16 protein-coding genes are annotated in these 15,870 nt (G+C 66.1%); 12 read left to right on the top strand and 4 right to left on the bottom strand.

The features are described 5' to 3' along the window. The 4 genes from cydB (at window position 1) to AC56LV_RS21950 (ending at window position 2,167) form a co-directional block, all read left to right on the top strand. Entirely contained in the window at window positions 1-1,158 is a 1,158-nt protein-coding gene (cydB, locus tag AC56LV_RS21965; RefSeq protein ID WP_499560753.1) for a cytochrome d ubiquinol oxidase subunit II, read from the top strand. Between the two features lie 58 nt (window positions 1,159-1,216). After that, window positions 1,217-1,324 (top strand): cytochrome bd-I oxidase subunit CydX, encoded by a 108-nt coding sequence (cydX, locus tag AC56LV_RS21960; RefSeq protein ID WP_183554018.1) that lies wholly within the window; start codon window positions 1,217-1,219, stop codon window positions 1,322-1,324. Window positions 1,325-1,462: 138 nt separating this feature from the next. After that, window positions 1,463-1,783, top strand: a complete 321-nt coding sequence (locus tag AC56LV_RS21955; protein WP_258837273.1) for an ArsR/SmtB family transcription factor — start codon at window positions 1,463-1,465, stop codon at window positions 1,781-1,783. Window positions 1,784-1,828: 45 nt separating this feature from the next. Further along, window positions 1,829-2,167 carry a DUF4326 domain-containing protein gene (locus tag AC56LV_RS21950; RefSeq protein ID WP_183554014.1) on the top strand — a complete coding sequence of 113 codons (339 nt, stop codon included), beginning with the start codon at window positions 1,829-1,831 and terminating at the stop codon, window positions 2,165-2,167. Between the two features lie 3 nt (window positions 2,168-2,170). On the opposite strand, the gene AC56LV_RS21945 is transcribed toward AC56LV_RS21950, so the two are convergent. Continuing rightward, complete coding sequence (locus AC56LV_RS21945) at window positions 2,171-2,800, bottom strand: head GIN domain-containing protein (RefSeq protein ID WP_499560751.1); 630 nt, start codon at window positions 2,798-2,800, stop codon at window positions 2,171-2,173. Between the two features lie 110 nt (window positions 2,801-2,910). After that, window positions 2,911-3,495 (bottom strand): O-methyltransferase, encoded by a 585-nt coding sequence (locus AC56LV_RS21940; protein ID WP_499560749.1) that lies wholly within the window; start codon window positions 3,493-3,495, stop codon window positions 2,911-2,913. Between the two features lie 106 nt (window positions 3,496-3,601). Here AC56LV_RS21940 and AC56LV_RS21935 point away from each other — a divergent pair, with 106 nt between their 5' ends. The 3 genes from AC56LV_RS21935 to AC56LV_RS21925 all read left to right on the top strand — a co-directional run bounded on the left by AC56LV_RS21935 (window position 3,602) and on the right by AC56LV_RS21925 (window position 6,851). Then, complete coding sequence (locus AC56LV_RS21935) at window positions 3,602-4,072, top strand: GyrI-like domain-containing protein (RefSeq protein ID WP_499560747.1); 471 nt, start codon at window positions 3,602-3,604, stop codon at window positions 4,070-4,072. A gap of 282 nt (window positions 4,073-4,354) precedes the next feature. Further along, window positions 4,355-6,025, top strand: coding sequence for an acid phosphatase (locus tag AC56LV_RS21930; protein WP_499560745.1), 1,671 nt, complete (start codon window positions 4,355-4,357; stop codon window positions 6,023-6,025). A gap of 193 nt (window positions 6,026-6,218) precedes the next feature. Next, on the top strand, window positions 6,219-6,851 hold the full coding sequence (locus tag AC56LV_RS21925) for a DUF4142 domain-containing protein (protein ID WP_499560743.1): 633 nt from the start codon (window positions 6,219-6,221) through the stop codon (window positions 6,849-6,851). Between the two features lie 2 nt (window positions 6,852-6,853). Here AC56LV_RS21925 and AC56LV_RS21920 read toward each other — a convergent pair whose 3' ends face one another. After that, on the bottom strand, window positions 6,854-7,417 hold the full coding sequence (locus tag AC56LV_RS21920) for an FMN-binding negative transcriptional regulator (protein ID WP_499560741.1): 564 nt from the start codon (window positions 7,415-7,417) through the stop codon (window positions 6,854-6,856). A 105-nt stretch (window positions 7,418-7,522) separates the two neighbouring features. Here AC56LV_RS21920 and AC56LV_RS21915 point away from each other — a divergent pair, with 105 nt between their 5' ends. The 5 genes from AC56LV_RS21915 (at window position 7,523) to AC56LV_RS21895 (ending at window position 12,659) form a co-directional block, all read left to right on the top strand. After that, window positions 7,523-7,789, top strand: coding sequence for an antitoxin Xre/MbcA/ParS toxin-binding domain-containing protein (locus AC56LV_RS21915; protein WP_499560739.1), 267 nt, complete (start codon window positions 7,523-7,525; stop codon window positions 7,787-7,789). Continuing rightward, window positions 7,786-8,349 carry a DNA-3-methyladenine glycosylase I gene (locus AC56LV_RS21910; protein WP_499560737.1) on the top strand — a complete coding sequence of 188 codons (564 nt, stop codon included), beginning with the start codon at window positions 7,786-7,788 and terminating at the stop codon, window positions 8,347-8,349. Before AC56LV_RS21915 ends, AC56LV_RS21910 begins: the two co-directional genes overlap by 4 nt. Further along, window positions 8,315-10,009, top strand: a complete 1,695-nt coding sequence (mnmC1, locus tag AC56LV_RS21905; RefSeq protein WP_499560735.1) for an FAD-dependent 5-carboxymethylaminomethyl-2-thiouridine(34) oxidoreductase MnmC1 — start codon at window positions 8,315-8,317, stop codon at window positions 10,007-10,009. Before AC56LV_RS21910 ends, mnmC1 begins: the two co-directional genes overlap by 35 nt. Before the next feature lie 116 nt (window positions 10,010-10,125). Next, the gene (locus AC56LV_RS21900) at window positions 10,126-10,827 is read left to right on the top strand and encodes a sensor histidine kinase (protein WP_499560733.1); all 702 of its coding nucleotides are present in this window, start codon (window positions 10,126-10,128) and stop codon (window positions 10,825-10,827) included. Then, window positions 10,824-12,659, top strand: a complete 1,836-nt coding sequence (locus AC56LV_RS21895; protein ID WP_499560731.1) for a tetratricopeptide repeat protein — start codon at window positions 10,824-10,826, stop codon at window positions 12,657-12,659. Before AC56LV_RS21900 ends, AC56LV_RS21895 begins: the two co-directional genes overlap by 4 nt. Here the strand turns inward: AC56LV_RS21895 and AC56LV_RS21890 are convergent. Then, window positions 12,656-15,802, bottom strand: a complete 3,147-nt coding sequence (locus AC56LV_RS21890; protein WP_499560729.1) for a patatin-like phospholipase family protein — start codon at window positions 15,800-15,802, stop codon at window positions 12,656-12,658. The two genes, AC56LV_RS21895 and AC56LV_RS21890, sit on opposite strands and share 4 nt — an antisense overlap. Between the last annotated feature and the right edge of the window lie 68 nt (window positions 15,803-15,870).

Below are 15,870 nucleotides of genomic sequence, written 5' to 3'. Positions count from 1 at the left end.
ATGATTCTTCATACGCTTCTCGACTACGACACGCTGCGCATCATCTGGTGGCTGCTGCTGGGCATCCTGCTGGTGGGCTTTGCCGTCACCGACGGGTTTGACCTGGGCACTGGCACCTTGCTGCCATTTGTCGCCAACACCGACCTGGAACGCCGGGTCGTCATCAATGCCGTCGGCCCCGTGTGGGAAGGCAACCAAGTCTGGCTCGTGCTGGGCGGTGGCGCCATTTTTGCGGCCTGGCCGCAGCTGTATGCGGTCTCGTTCTCGGGTTTTTACCTGGCGATGGCGGCCGTGCTGCTGGCGCTGATCCTGCGGCCGGTCGCCTTTAAATACCGCAGCAAGCGTGACAGCCTCGCCTGGCGCGCGACCTGGGACTGGGCCCTGTTCGTCGGCGGCTTCGTGCCGGCGCTGATCTTCGGCGTCGCGATGGGCAACGTGCTGCAGGGCGTGCCGTTCCGCCTTGCGCCCGATCAGCAGATCTTCTACGAGGGTGGCTTCTTTGCCCTGCTCAATCCGTTTGCCGTGCTGTGCGGCCTGGTGTCGGTAGCCATGCTCATCATGCACGGTGCGGCCTGGCTGGTGCTCAAGACCGATGGCCTGGTGGCCAGCCGTGCGCGTGCCTGGGGCATCCGCGCCGCGGTTGCCACCGTGGTGCTGTACGCCGTGGCCGGCGTGCTGCTGTGGGGCTTTGTCGATGGCTACCGCATCACGAGCGCGGTGATAACGGGCGGCCCGTCCAATCCGCTGTTCAAGACTGTCGAGGCGGGCGTGGCGGGCAGCTGGTTTGCCAATTACGCTGCGCATCCATGGACCCAGCTCGCGCCAGCGGCTGGCATCGTCGGTGCGCTGCTGACGCTGATGGCCCTGATGCGGCGCCGGGAAGGCGTGGCCATGCTTACGTCGAGCCTGTCGATCGCCGGCATCGTGCTCAGTGTGGGGGCATCGATGTTCCCGTTTATTTTGCCATCGTCGATCCAGCCGCAGGCCAGCCTGACGGTGTGGGATGCGTCGTCGAGCCACCTGACGCTGTTCATCATGCTCGTCGCGACCTGCATCTTCTTGCCCCTGATCCTGGCCTACACGAGCTGGGTCTACAAGGTCTTGTGGGGCAAGGTGGTGCCAGACGACATCAGCGGCGGCAAGAGCCACGCGTATTGACCGAACGAATAACCGCACGAATAACGTAACAAAAAACGCAATCAGAAAGGACTTCATCATGTGGTATTTCGCCTGGCTACTCGGCCTGCCGCTCGCGGCTGCCTTCGCCGTCCTCAATGCAATGTGGTACGAGCTGATGGACGACGCGCAGCGCCAGCAGGCGTGACGACGGGCGTGCCGGCGTGGCTGATTTGCGCCGGCACGCGCCCATGTCATCACCCTGTCAAAGTCATTCGACAATATTCGAACGGTGGCCCGGCGGTGTAAGCGTCCGGGACCGTTGAATCGAACCTTGAATGACCGCATGCAAACCAATCTCGCCATCGTTGCACTCTCCGCGCTTGCCCAGGAATCCCGTTTTGCCGCGTTTCGGCTGCTGGTGCAGGCCGGCCCCCAGGGCCAGTCCGCAAGCAATATTGCAGCAACCCTCGATATGCCGGCATCGTCCCTGTCATTCCATTTGAAGGAACTGACGCACGCGGGGCTGGTCGCGCCACGCCAGCAAGGGCGCTTCATTTTTTATCGCGCGCGCGTGGAGACCCTGCAGGGCTTGATGGAGTTCCTGTCGGCCACCTGCGGCAACGCAGGTGCACAGTCGATGCAGGAGCGCCTGGCGACGGTATGATCGTCGATGCCGGAATTGCCGGTGCTGCCATCGACGAGGATCACCATGACGTCAACCACCACGCCGCAACGGGTGCAACTGAGCCGCAAGAAAGGTTGGCGCATGCCGCCCAACACAATCTCCGTGGCGCGGCCTGGCAAGTGGGGTAATCCATTTTCGGTGCTGCCCGAGCTGGCGCCCGGCACCCCGGCGGGGCGCTATATCGCGATGCCGACGGTCGAAGAAGCCGTGGCGGCGTACCGCCTGTGGCTGCAGATCGATCCGGCAGGGCAGCAGGTGGCGCAACAGGCACATGCGTCGCTGCGCGGCCATGACCTGGCATGCTGGTGCCGGCCGGGCACACCGTGTCACGCGCAGGTGCTGATCGATCTCGTCAATGCGTGACGGTTATTTGGCGGCAGTGACGTTACCGATGCCCGAAACCGACTTGCTCACCGATGCCGGCTTGCCGTAATACGTCAGGTTGCCCAGGCCCTGGACGCTGGCATTGAGCTTGTTGGTGGCATGCACGCTCACGTCGCCGATGCCGCGGAAGGTCACATCGGCATCCTGCGCGATCAGGGCTTTGGCGTCGACTTCGCCCACGCCCTCGGCATTCAGGCGCAACTGGCCGACCTTGCCGTTCATCTGCAGGCTGCCGGCGCCCCGGTAGTTCACGTCGAAGCGCTCGGTGCGCACATTATTCAGGATCATCAGGCCGGCGCCTTCGCCGCGAAAACTGGTGAGCTCGGGCATGGTCACGACCACCCGTTCGGCATCGTCGATATTGACGTTCTTGCTGTTCTTGTCCGCGAACGACAGGCGCAATTCGCCATTCACGACCTCGGTCTTCACACGGTCGATGAATTTCTGGTTGCCCTCGACCCGCAGCGAGTACGCCTTGCCCACTTCAACCACCAGGCTCACCGGGCCCTGTGAATCGATGGTCTTGAACGGCGTCACGCTGCGCACCTGTTCGGCGGCCTGGATCGAGAGGGATGCGAGCGACAGAAGGGCGACGATGACGGCACGTTTCATGATGTTCTCCAGTGAGTTGATGGAGTCCATTCTAGGCACGACATCCACCCCTGGCCCCGAACTTGCGATGGATTGCAAGAAACGGGGGCTGAACTGCACAGACGCCGGAATCAGTGTTTCGTGGCGAGAAACTGGCCCTTGCCGACCCCGACCAGACTGGTGCTCCAGCCCGGCACGCAGCGCAGCGCCTGCATGAACGGCGCCAGTTCCTGTGCGTGCGAGGTGGCGTTGTCCACCACGACCAGCCCGCCCGGTCGCAGGACGCGTTCGATCTGCGGCAGCCAGGCCAGGTAGGCGGTGCGCTCCGAATCCAGAAAGACGAGGTCGAACGCCGCATCGGCCCCGCCGGCCAGCACGTCGCCTGCGTTGCCTTCGACCTGATGCACCCGGTCCTGCAGCCCGACGCGCACGAAATTGGCGCGCGCCATCGCGACCTTCGCGGGTGACAGTTCGACCGTCGTGACGAGACCATCGTGCGCTGCGGCCGCATCGGCCAGCCACAGCGTCGAGTAGCCATTGGATGTGCCGATCTCGAGAATGCGGCGTGCGGCCATCGCCCGCACCAGCACGGCCAGGAACTCGCCGGTATCGTGGGTGATGTTGAGCAGGCGGCTGGCACGGTTCTCGTGGGCCGCATCGTGACTGGCGCCGAAGGTTTCCAGCTCTTTCAGCAGGGCTTTAAGTGAAGTGGTCAACGGTTGTCTCCATTTTGTCCGGGAATCGAGGCGCACGATTGCGACGTTGCTAATATTGCCGAAGCGATAAGCCTATAATCTTTTCGTCTCTTTAGAAGTCCACATCATGCACATCTCGACCATCACACTACCTGAAATGAAGCTCGCCGGGCTACCCGCAGTTGTGCCAGTTTCAGGACCGGAAACGGATTTCCCCGAGATATGGAAAGCATTCCTCGCCCGTGAAGCCGAGCTGGGCGAGCACAATGGTGTCCGCTATGGCGTGACGCTGCGGCGGGACGATGGTGAGCAGGTCGAATGCGTGGCCGTGGAGGTCGCTGACCTCGAGCAGCTCCCGCCCGGCATGATCGGCATCCAGGTGCCGGCGCGCCGTTACGCCCTGATGACGCACCGTGGCCCGATGGTGCATGCGCAAGCCTCACGCGTGACCGGCACGGCGGCGATGGAGCAGCTGGGCATGGAAGCCGATGAAGAGGGTATCCGCCTTGAACGGTACGATCGCCGCTACACGCCGACCGTCGATGATGGCGCGCGGCCGGACAATGCTTACGACATCCTGGTGCCGCTGTACGGTTGAACTGATATCAAGGACAGATAAAGGACACGGCCCGCGTCGGGGCCGTGTCGTGGGGTGCATCTCTATAAATTGGTGCCGGTATATTTCCCGACCGCCGGCGCCGGTAGGGCAGCTCGCGCTGCCGCGTTCCCTTCCCAAGGAGCACTTGCATTGTGCTGCTTAAATGTGACAACCGTTTGACGATCCGGACGAATTCGTTTTCTCTTGCTTGTTTCCCTTTGTAAAGCTCACGGATAATGCCTGCTTTGCGGTCGTCTTGACCGCCAGCGACAGGAGCAGCACGTGCACGAGCAAGATTCCGGACCGGACGCGTCCACCCAGCCAGGCAATCCCGCGCGCAGGCGCATCTTCCAGGCAGCCGCAGCCGCCGGCATGGTGGCCGGCGCCGGCACGCTGCCCGGCGTGGCAAGCGCAGCGCCCACCGCGGCGAAGGCGCCAGCCAGGAGTTCGCTGGACGCCAAGCTGCGCGCCCACGTCAAGAACGTCGTCGTGATCTACCTGGAAAACCGCAGCTTCAACAACCTGTTTGCCGATTTCCCCGGCCTGGCCGAGCCTCTGGCGAGTGTGCCTGCGGCGCGCCTGCAACAGCGCGACCGCGATGGTTCGGTCCTGCCGACCCTGCCCAAAATCTGGGGCGGCATGGTGCCAGGCCGCCAGAATATCGGTGGCAAGGATTACCTGATCGATGAGAAGCAATTGACCAGACTGCCGAACGCGCCGTTCAGGCTGACCGATGGCGACGGCAAGCCGCTGCCGGAATCCATCGTCACGCGCGATCTGGTGCACCAGTTCTATCACAACCAGATGCAGATCAATGGCGGGCGCAACGACGGTTTTGCCGCCTGGTCCGATGCCGGCGGCATGGTGATGGGCTATTACGGCGAAACATCGAAGAACCTCGGCCTGTGGCAGATCGCGCGCGAGTTCACGCTGTGCGACAACTTCTTCATGGCCGCGTTTGGCGGCTCGTACCTGAACCACCAGTTCCTGATCAGCGGGCGCGTGCCGGAATACTTCCATGCTGCGCAAACGGCGGCCAAGTCGAAGATTGCCGTGCTGGCTGATGGCCCGCAGGGCGTGCGCCTGGCGCTGACCCCGGATTCGCCGGCCTCGGCGCTGGGCGGTCCGCCCAAGGTCGTGCGCAATGGCGCGATGACGCCGGACGGTTACGCCGTCAACACGATGGCACCGCCGTACCAGCCGAGCTGGGTCCGTCCGGCCGTCGATGGCAACCCGCTGCACGCCGACCCACAGGACGCCAGCGTGTTGCCGCCGCAAACCTACGACACGATCGGCGACCTGCTGTCCCGGCGCGGTGTGAGCTGGGCCTGGTATGGCGGCGGCCAGCAAGCGGCGCTCGATGGCCGCGGCGCCGGCCAGAAGCCCAACTTCCAGTACCACCACCAGCCATTCAATTACTTCAGGCAGTTCGCCCCGGGAACCAAAGCGCGCGCCGACCACTTGCGCGACGGCGGCCTGGGCGACAGCCCGATCTCGAACCGTTTCATTGCCGACGTGATTGCCGGCAAGCTGCCGGCGGTTGCGTTCTACAAGCCGCAAGGCAACCTGAACCTGCATGCCGGCTACTCGGACATCGAATCGGGCGACGCCCATGTCGCCAACGTCATCGAGCACCTGAAAAAGTCACCGCAGTGGAAAGACATGGTGGTGGTAATTACGTTCGACGAGAACGGCGGCTGGTGGGACCATGTGGCCCCGCCCAAGGGCGACCGCTGGGGCCCGGGCTCGCGCATCCCGGCGATCGTGGTGTCGCCGCACGCCAAGCGGGGCGCGGTCGATCACAACTTCTATGACACGACCTCGGTGCTGCGCTTCATCACGCGCCTGCACGGTCTGCCGCTGCTGGAAGGCCTGGCTGTGCGTAACGCCGCGTTCGAAGGGCGCGGGGCCCGTCCGCCGGGCGATCTGACGGCAACATTGCAATTCCGGTGATACGAAGCCAGCCGCCGAGGCTGGCTTTTTTGATTGAAAGTTTCCTATTGGCTATCGCGCGCTGGTAACAATGACACAGGTATAAAGTTTGCGCACTCGATGTTGTTTCGTTAATAACCGTCGTAACGACGGGTTCGACAAGCAGTGTTGAATCGACCAAACATACACAATGTCAAGAACCAGGAGATACACCATGCAGAAAACTCAACTCATCAAGCGCCTGTTGGCCGTTTCAGTCGCAGCAGCCATGTTCGGTTCGGTTGGCGCGCAGGCGCAAACCGCCAACTCCACCCAGATGGGCGCCAGCGCGACTGCCGCCACCGCCAGTGGCACGGCCAAGCTGGCCGCTGCCGATCGCAAGGCCATCATGGACATGGCCATGTCGAACATGGCTGAGGTCGAAATGGGAAAAATGGCGCAAAGCAAGAGCCAGAATGCCGATGTGAAAGCGTTCGCTCAGAAAATGGTCGATGACCATGGCAAGGCGCTGACCGAAGTGCAGACCCTCGCACAATCGAAGGGCGTGACGCTCCCGACCGAACTTGATGCCAAGCACAAGGCAGTGGCGGCCAAGCTGGAAAAGGCGAATGGCGACGCCTTCGACAAGGCCTACACGAAGCAGGGCGGCGTGGCAGCACACAAGGACACGCTGGCCAAGCTGCAAAAAGCCTCGAAAGCGGCCAAGGATGCTGACGTCAAAGGACAGGTCGACAAGATGATCCCGGTCGTGCAAGAGCACCTGAAGCATGCCGAACAGCTTGCTGGCGGCAAGATGGGCAGCACCGGCAGCTCGGGCGCCGCTGGTCATACCGGCGCCAGCCACTAAGATCAGGCGTTGATCGCGCCGCCGCCAGGGGTGGTTCGTACCCTTGGCGGCGGCTCGGTTTTCCATTTCCCTTCAATCCGTTCGATTACAATTTCGATGCCGACGATGGCGTTCAGCATCCCCTCGATGTAATCGTTCGGCGCGTCGCTCACCGCCCATGGTTCAGCTTGCATGTGTTCCATGCGGTCGGTCAGGCGCGTCACCTGTGCCAGCAGCCAGGCCGGCTCGTCGATCGTGCGCAGCCGCCCGTGCACATGCACCACGTTGTAGGTCCAGGTGGGCACGACGCGGCCACCCGTCTCCTCTTTTTCCACGCGGTCCGGCGTGGCATACCCCGATGGTCCGCGAAACACGACCAGCACCTGCTGCCCGTCGCGCTGCCAGAGGGGATTGCGGCGTGCAACATGCGTGCGCAAAACCCCCTCGCTCGCGTAGACATCAAATGGCAGGTGATCGGCGTCCGGCAGGCCGTCGCTGTGCGTTACCAGCATGCCCAATGGATGGGCGGCGATCAGGTCATGCAGGCTGGTGCTGTCAGGCTGGGCAAAACGGGCAGGGCAATACATGCAATGTGTCTCCAGGATAGGTGTATGACGTGATCGGGATCCAGTGGCCAGCCAGCGCGCGCCGTCGCAAGGTATGATGCCCGCAACGCCACCAAGACCCACATCATGACCGATTCCGAACGTCTTTCTCCCGATAATATCAGCGCTTTGCAGGCCCGCTTCCAGGACCATTCGCGCAAGGCCCAGACCCATTACGCGGTCATGCACGAGGTGCGCCAGGTGCTCGGCAGCATCGACGCCGCCGATGGCTGGATGACCACGCCCCAGCCCGAGCTTGGCGACAGCACGCCTGCGCAGCTGGTCGCTGCCGGCCGCATCGATGACGTGCTGGCCTGCCTGCGCAAGATGCCGTCACGCGGCGCCAAACGATGACGATTACTCGCTGCTCCTGGGCCAATATGGCCAACCCGCGCTACATCGCCTATCACGACAACGAGTGGGGCGTGCCGTGCCACGATGAAACCACGCTGTTCGAGATGCTCAACCTCGAAGGCGCGCAGGCCGGCCTGTCGTGGGAAACCATCCTGAACAAGCGCGACACGTACCGCGCCGCCTTCGATGGCTGGGATGCGCACAAGATCGCGGGCTACGACGACGACAAGAAGGCCGAGCTGCTGGCCAACCCCGGCATCGTGCGCAACCGCCTCAAGGTGGCGGCGGCGATCACCAATGCGCGCGCCTACCTGGCCATGCGTGAGCAGGGCATGACGCTCGACGCCTACCTGTGGGGCTTTGTCGACGGCGCTCCGATCGTCAACGACTGGCCCGACGGCGCCCGCCCGGCGCGTACCGACCTGTCCGACCGCCTGTCGAAGGACCTGGGCAAGCGCGGTTTCAAGTTCGTCGGTTCGACCATCGTCTATGCCTACATGCAGGGCATCGGCATGGTGGACGACCATGATCGCGACTGCATCTGTCGCACGCGGCGCTGACATGCCGATGCAGGACCACTGGCGCGGCCGCACGCGCTACACCGTGTTCGACAGCGACCATGGCGATGGCGCGCGCGTTGCCGCCCTGATCGCGGCCTGGCGCGCCGATCCGCAGCGTCCGCAGCACCTGCACATCGTGGCGCTGGCGCCCGATCTGCAGCCGGGCTTTCACCGCATCCCGCAAGCAGAAGCCGGCATCACGCTGGACCTGCTGGCGGCGCCGCTCGAGAGCGCGCTGGCCGAACTCAATGCGCACCTGGACTGCATCCGGCTGCACGACCCTGCCGGCAGCGCCTTTGCCCGACCATTGGCGCGCCTGACGACACTCGGCGCACACCTGAACGCACCCGGCCTGGATGACGCGCAGAGACAAGCGCTGACGGCGCAAGGCTTCGTGTTCGAGAACAATGACAACGCGGTCTTCTCCAGCCGCAAACCACGCCTGCCCGTCACGCCGGAACCCGCCCGCCACGCGCTGGTGCTGGGGGCGGGGCTGGCCGGCTGCGCGCTGGCGGCGCGCCTGTGCGTGCGCGGCTGGCAGGTCACGCTGATCGAGCGGCATCCCGAGGTGGCGCTGGAAGCGTCGGGCAACTTGGCCGGCATCTTCATGCCGCTGCTGTCGCGCGACGACAACGTGCCCACCCGCCTGACGCGCGCCGCCTACCTGTACGCGCTGCGCCTGTGGGAACAACTGGGCGGCGTCGGCCAGGCCTTCGACGGCGCTGCCTGCGGCGTACTGCAACTGGCGCGCGACGCCGATCACGCGGCGGTCTCGCGCGCCATTGCGAGCGATGGCAGCGTCCCGCTTGATTTCGCGCGCTGGCTTGAATCGCCGGAGGCCGAAGCATTGCTTGGCTTGCCCGCACCGGATGGCGGCTGGCTGTTCCCGCAAGGTGGCTGGGCGCGTCCGGGCAGTGTCTGCGAGGCGCTGCTGGCGTCGTGCGGCGCGCGCCTGATGCGCTGCTTTGGCGCGGGTGACGTGATGCTGGAGCGAGAAGGTGACAACTGGCTGGCGCGCGTGCCGGATGGCACCGTGCTGGCCACGGCTCCGACGGCGGTCCTGGCCAGCGGCGCCGGCGCACGCCGCATGGCGCTCACCGCCGATCTGCCGCTGCAGGCCTTGCGGGGCCAGGTCACGCACCTGCCGCCGGGCGCGGCGCCCCATCTGCCACTGGTGCTGTGCCGCGAAGCCTACCTGACGCCGTCCGCGCAGGGCGTGCTGTGCGCCGGCGCGACGTACGATCTCGACGCCGATCCCGCGCTGCGCGCCAGCAGCCAGCTGGAAAACGTGACGCGCCTGCGCGCGCTGGTGTCCGATCCGCTTGCGGCTGACGACGCGCCACTGGCGGGGCGCGTGGGCTTTCGCTGCGTGGCACCGGACCGCCTGCCACTCGTGGGCCGCCTGCCCGATATCGCCGCCGCCGGCAGCACCGAGCGCCTGCGCGACGTGCCGCGCCATCCGGGGCTGTACGGCCTCCTGGGCTATGCCTCGCGTGGCCTGATCTGGGCGCCGCTGGCAGCCGAGCTGTTGGCGGCGCAGCTGGAAGGCGAGCCGTTGCCGCTGGAGATGACGCTGGTCGATGCGCTCGATCCGGCCCGCTTCGTGCTGCGCGCACGGCGCGGCGCCCGGCAGCCGCTTAGCAACGGGCACGACCGCTAGCTGTTGCGTTGCCGCAAATGTGCGCTCATCCTTGGCAATCGCGTCCAGACTGTGCTGGTCGAGCCGGTATAATTTACCTGTAGCAACTATTAACCGCAGAAGGAGGCTGGTCCGCGATGGAAGATGCACCACATTCGCCCGAGCTGTTCCTGTTTCTCGCGGTGACTGCCCACGACATGAAGAACTCGATCAGCGTGCTGTCCGGCACGCTCGAGCGGCTGCTCGACGGCGCCACGCCCGAGACCGAGAAAGCGTATGGCCAGATGGGGCAGATGCTGTACCAGACGCGCCGCCTGAACGACAACCTGATGCAACTCCTCGCGCTCTACAAGCAGGTCGGCAAGCCGGGCTACCCGTTCGATGCGCAGCCGCTCGAAGTCGGGCAGGTGGTCGAGCAGGTCGTGGCGCTGTCGCGCGTGCTGCTCGAGTCGCGCGGCATCCGGCTTGAACTCGATGTCGATCCCGAGCTGATTGCCCACGTCGACGAAGATCTGATCGTCGGCGTTGTTTCGCATGCGGTCAATAACGCGCTGCACTACACGCGCGACCGCATCCTGCTGGCTGCGCGCGAGGTCGATGGCCAGTTCGAGATCCGCGTCGAAGACAATGGCGCCGGTTTTCCGCCCGCGTTGCTGGCAGCCGGCGCGCCCGGAAGCGGCGACATTGGCGTCAACTTTGCCACCAACAGCGCGGGCCTGGGCCTGTATTTTTCGGGCGAGGTGGCGCGCATGCACCACCACCGCGGGCGCCATGGCGCCGTGCGGCTCGAGAACGGCGGCCAGCTGGGCGGCGGCTGCTTCATCCTGACGCTGCCATGACCGCGTCCACCGCGTTGTTGCAGGCGATCGCCACGCCGCCGGCCGCGCCTGCGCCTGCAGATGCCCCCACGCCCGCGCTGCCGAAGGTCCTCGAGCAGATCGACTGGGCCGGCAAGCACTACCTGATCGTCGACGATTTTGCCGGCATCCGCCAACTGCTGCGCGAAAGCCTGCGCAGCCTGGGTGCGCGCAATATCGACCAGGCCTCGAGCGGCGGCGAAGCCATGAGCCTCCTGACCAAGACGCGCTACGACGTCGTGCTGTGCGATTACAACCTGGGCGACGGCAAGAACGGCCAGCAGGTGCTGGAAGAAGCGCGCATCCGCCAGTTGCTGCTGCCATCGAGCGTGTTCGTCATGGTCTCGGCCGAAAAGAGCGTCGAATCGGTGATGGGCGCGGCCGAGCACCAGCCGGACGCCTACCTGGTCAAGCCGATCACCGAAGGCGTGCTGCTCTCGCGCCTGAACCGCGTCTGGCGCCGCAAGCAGATTTTTCGCCTGATCGACCAGGCGTTCATGGAAAAGGACTACCTGCGCGCCGCGACCCTGTGCGACGAGCAGATCGCCGCCAACCGCGTGCACGTGATCGAGCTGCTGCGCATGAAGGCGCGCATGCTCGAGCGCAGCGGCCAGCCGGCGCTGGCGCGCGCGGTGTACGAGCAGGTGCTGGGCCAGCGCGAATACCACTGGGCCCGCGCCGGCCTGGGCAAGATCCGCCTGGCCGATGGCGACTTCGAGCAGGCGCGCCAGATGTTCCAGACCGTGATCGCCGAGAACCGCCACTACATCGACGCCTACGACCAGCTGGCGCAGGCCTACCAGGGCCTGGGGCGGCACGACGAAGCCGCCGCGATCCTGGAACGCGCGGCCAAGCTCTCGCCCAACTCGGTGCCGCGCCAGCGCAACCTGGGTCAGGCCGCGCTCAAGCTGGGCAACGTCGTGCTGGCCGAAAAGGCGTTTCGCAAGTGTCTCGTGATCGGTGAATACTCAATCCGCAAGACGCCCGACGCCTACCTTGGCCTGGCGCGCGTATGCGGCCTGAAAAACAATACCAAGGATGCGCTGCAACTGCTGCAACTGGCCCAGCGCGATTTCGGCGGCGACTACGACGACATGGCGCTGCGTGCCAAGATCACCGAAGGCCTGATCCACCACGAGAGCGGCGACTACCGCAACGCGCGCCGCGCCGGCGACGAGCTCGAAGCGATGCTGGGTGCGGACCCCAAGCGCCCCGGCACCGCAATCTGCATCGAGATGGCGATCCTGCTGTTTGCGGTGGGCGTGAAGGACACACCGGGCGAGGTGCTGGCCCACGTCGTGCGCAACAACCACGACAACAACCTGCTGCAGGATGAGGTCCAGGCCATCTTCGACAAGGCGCGCCTGAGCGAAGAGGGCGCGGCCATCATCCGCGCCGCGCGCAAGGAAGCGGTGGACCTGATGAACCAGGGCGTCGTGCTGTGGAAGAGCGGGAAGCTGCCCGACGCTGTCAAGTGGATGCGCATGGCGCGCGAACGGGTGCCGGACAATGTGCGGGTGCTGTTCAACGCGGTACAGATTTCGATCTCGCACATGCAGCAGGAAGGCTATGACGAGGAACTCGACACCGAGGCGCGCATAGTGCTCGAACATGTCGACAAGCTGCAGCCGGGGCAGCAGCGCTTCGCGCAGCTGATGGAGCAGTTGCGTGGTTTGCAGCCAAAGGTCGATCCAGCGGCGCTGCCTGTGCCCTTGGATGCGGACGACCAGCAGGAAGCCGCGACTGACGTGCCAGCCGAATCAGCGCCAGCAACGCCAGCGCCCAAACCGACCCACAGCAACCGCTTCGCCTAGCGCGCCGGCCCATACCTGCGCAGTAATTCCGCGCACAGCTTCCCGATATCGCAGCCGCCATCGGCCTGCGCTGCCGCCTGCACCGCGTCAGCCAGCGCGCCCGCCAGCACGTGGTCACCCAGTGCGCGGTAGCTCTCGAAGCGCGCCTCGTCGAACCAGCCGTCGGCCAGGCTCTCGTGCGGATAATCGGGATGCAGCTTGCGGTAATTGAGCAGGTCGGCGTTTTCAGTGCCGATGATCGCCGGCTTGAGATACAGGATGACACCATCGCCGGCAGCGCCATCGGCCTGGCCGTAGCGGATGCTGCCGGCGGCGCAGCTGGCGCTGCACATGCCGCTGGCCGGCGCGATGGCAAGGCGCGCCACATCCAGGTCGATCCGCACATGCAGCTCGGTGGCGCAGCGCCGGATCGCGTTGCCCAGGTCTTCGAAGGCGTGTTCGCGGTCGCTGCCCACGTCCACCGCGACCACCAAGCGGCAGCGGCGCCGCACCAGTTCATAGATGCCCAGGTTGTCGAAGTGGCCGCCATCGCTCAGGTGCACGTAGCCGGCGTCGGCATCCAGTTGGCCGAACAGCTCGGCCAACAGGCTGAACAGGCCAATGGGCGGCGATGAACTGGTCCAGGTCGGGCGCGCCGGATTCGGACACCAGCGCCCCAGGCGCACATTGAACATCGTCATCAGGAAATTCAGCGGCGCCGACCAGTGCGCGCCCATGTGCGGACTGGCTGCGGCGCCCGACAGCGCCACTGCCATCCCAAGGCGCACGCCGGCGTCGTCGTCCAGCCCGACGCCGGCGTGCGCGGCGTAGGCGGCGGTGGGGCGATAACAACCGGTACCGCCAGGCCCCGCCTGCTCATAGCCGCACCAGCGCGGCGTGAACGCGAACGCCGCGGTGCGCCGCGTCTGCCATGCCAGTTCTTCGCCATCCACCAGGTTCAGCGCGGTGTTGACGATCGGGTACGGACGCGCGTTCTTGAGCTCGGCGAGCAGGATGTCGTCGCCCGGATCGAAGCCGGTGAACGGGTGCGGCCGGCGCGCACGGTTGGCGGCGCCGAACCAGGCACGCACGACGCGATTCCGGTACAGCATGTACAGCGAAAACTTGTTGATGTCGACGCGCCAGCCGAGCACCAGCGCGGCCCCGAGAAAGCAGGCAAAGGCCACCAGCAGCGTGCTGCCGCGGGTTGCCAGCGTGGCGTCGGCGTGTGCCTGGAATACGCAGGCGAGCGTAGCGCCCGGGCAGTCCAGGCGCGGGCGCGCCACCGTCAGCTGCACCAGGCTGCCGAGCAGCGCGAAGATCCCGACAGTGAACACATACGGCGCCAGGCGCGCCACCAGTTCGAGCTTCGGGTCGCGCGCGGCGCGCGCGCCGGTGGCGCTACCGCTGCCGGCCTTCAGGCCGAAGGCAGTCATTGCCAGCCAGCCGACCAGCGTGCCCAGGTTAGACCACGGCGCGTAGGTGAGCCAGGCCCAGTGCAGCAGCGGCGCAAAGAAGAAGCACACGCCGTGGACGGCCAGCCAGCCGAGCGCAAAGATCGCAGTCCATGCGCCCTGGCGGCTCCACCATTCACGGCTCGCGTCGCTGTACTGGCGGCCGACCAGGCCGATCATCAGGTTCATCGTCACGGCAAACAGCGCCATCATCGCTGGCATGCCGAAGGTGGCCAGCGCGATCGCGTTGTTCACCAGCGGATGCGCACCTGGCGCTGGCAGCAGCGCCAGGGCGCACAGCAGCAGCACGGTGCCCAGCGTGAGCGCGCCCATTGCGCAGGCAAAGTGCGACAGGCCTTCGCCCAGCTCCGCGCGGGTCAGGTCGCGCAGTGGCGGGTCGGCGCGCAGGCGCGTGTACATGACCAGCCACAGCGCAAGCAGCAGCACCAGCGCGACAAAGCCGCACAGCCACCACGACAGCTGCGCGCCGCCGTCCGGCAGCCACGCCAGCATCGCCGGTGCGAAGGTGCGGGTGGCGTCGAGCACGACCAGCAGCACCGCCAGGGCGCCGGCGCCGCAGACGGTGTAGCCTGCGCCCCGGTACGAACTGGCCCGGTCGTGCGCCAGGTACCAGCCGCAGGCCCAGACAATGAAGTAGACCACGCCCGGCGCCAGCAGCCACTGCGGCCGCGCTGCCAGTTGCGGCGGCAGCAGTGTCGCCGGCGTCGCACCACCGTGGCGCCATACGGCGAGACTGCCGAGAAAGCCCGCCAGCAGCAGCGGCAGGTTGATGCACCAGAGTACGGCGCCCTGCGATAGCGGAAAGCGGCGCCGGCCACGCGAACTCGCCGGCTTGCTGGAAATCGACAGCGCGATGCAGAACACGGCAAACAGGAACAGCAGCACGCCCGCGATCCAGGCGGCGTCGCCCAGGCGCGCCCATGGCCCGCCAGGTCCCACGACCCGGTGCACGCCCCAGACGGCAAAGCGCGGCAGCAGCAGCAGGGCGCACAGCCAGGCCACCAGCATCGTCAGGTTCAGGCCCGTATTGCGCACATAGATGCCGAGCAGGGTCCAGGTGTCGGCGCTGAACATGCCGCCCTGCGGCGACAGGTAGTTGCTGTACTGGCGCAGGAAGCGCAGCTCGGGCGCCTCGCCGCTGCCGGCCGGCGGCGCGAGCAAGGTTTCGAGCGCGTGGATGTCGTTGCCATGCGCGTGCAGGCAGCGCGCCAGCCAGCCGCCGACAAAACCGCCGCCGGACACGGTGGACAGGTAATCGATCCGGCCCAGCAAGCGGCAGCGTGCCAGTGCCTGCAGGGCGCCTAGCCCGAACGTGGCGCTGCGTACGCCACCGCCGGACAGGGCCAGGCCGGTGAGCATGCCGCCGTGGGCGCGCGCCTGCAGGCGTGCGCGGTCGGGCGGCACGCCGGCGTCGAGCGCCTCGCTGCTGGCGGGGCGCAGCAGATCGAGTTCGTCGCGCAGCACTTCGCCGAACAGCAGGCCGGCGTCGAGGTCCAGGCAGCGCAGGGTGTCGGCATCGATGGCATTGGACGGCGCCAGGCCGTGACGGCGGCGCAGTAGCGCGAACGCATCGTGCAGTTCGCTGATCGTGCCGGGGTTGGGAGGTGGCTGGCAGCCGGCGGCGGCCAGCTTGCGGCGCAGGTCGTCGACCTGCGATGGTGTCAGGTGGGACAGGTCACTGGGTAGCATGGGGCGCTCCGGCTGAACTGAGCGGCCGGGAAGGGCGGCCGCCCGGTCAGTTCAGCACGGTTCATGCG

Source organism: Telluria sp. RB2R28, assembly GCF_059685835.1.
The sequence above is the reverse complement of the archived record's forward strand: the minus strand, read 5'-3'. Positions and strand labels throughout refer to the sequence as shown.

Excerpts from the sequence above, each read along its gene's own strand:
- cydB (WP_499560753.1), top strand. The coding sequence starts at position 1 with ATGATTCTTCATACGCTTCTCGACTACGACACGCTGCGCATCATCTGG.
- cydX (WP_183554018.1), top strand. The coding sequence starts at position 1,217 with ATGTGGTATTTCGCCTGGCTACTCGGCCTGCCGCTCGCGGCTGCCTTC.
- AC56LV_RS21955 (WP_258837273.1), top strand. The coding sequence starts at position 1,463 with ATGCAAACCAATCTCGCCATCGTTGCACTCTCCGCGCTTGCCCAGGAA.
- AC56LV_RS21950 (WP_183554014.1), top strand. The coding sequence starts at position 1,829 with ATGACGTCAACCACCACGCCGCAACGGGTGCAACTGAGCCGCAAGAAA.
- AC56LV_RS21945 (WP_499560751.1), bottom strand. The coding sequence starts at position 2,800 with ATGAAACGTGCCGTCATCGTCGCCCTTCTGTCGCTCGCATCCCTCTCG.
- AC56LV_RS21935 (WP_499560747.1), top strand. The coding sequence starts at position 3,602 with ATGCACATCTCGACCATCACACTACCTGAAATGAAGCTCGCCGGGCTA.
- AC56LV_RS21925 (WP_499560743.1), top strand. The coding sequence starts at position 6,219 with ATGCAGAAAACTCAACTCATCAAGCGCCTGTTGGCCGTTTCAGTCGCA.
- AC56LV_RS21920 (WP_499560741.1), bottom strand. The coding sequence starts at position 7,417 with ATGTATTGCCCTGCCCGTTTTGCCCAGCCTGACAGCACCAGCCTGCAT.
- AC56LV_RS21915 (WP_499560739.1), top strand. The coding sequence starts at position 7,523 with ATGACCGATTCCGAACGTCTTTCTCCCGATAATATCAGCGCTTTGCAG.
- AC56LV_RS21910 (WP_499560737.1), top strand. The coding sequence starts at position 7,786 with ATGACGATTACTCGCTGCTCCTGGGCCAATATGGCCAACCCGCGCTAC.
- mnmC1 (WP_499560735.1), top strand. The coding sequence starts at position 8,315 with ATGATCGCGACTGCATCTGTCGCACGCGGCGCTGACATGCCGATGCAG.
- AC56LV_RS21900 (WP_499560733.1), top strand. The coding sequence starts at position 10,126 with ATGGAAGATGCACCACATTCGCCCGAGCTGTTCCTGTTTCTCGCGGTG.
- AC56LV_RS21895 (WP_499560731.1), top strand. The coding sequence starts at position 10,824 with ATGACCGCGTCCACCGCGTTGTTGCAGGCGATCGCCACGCCGCCGGCC.
- AC56LV_RS21890 (WP_499560729.1), bottom strand. The coding sequence starts at position 15,802 with ATGCTACCCAGTGACCTGTCCCACCTGACACCATCGCAGGTCGACGAC.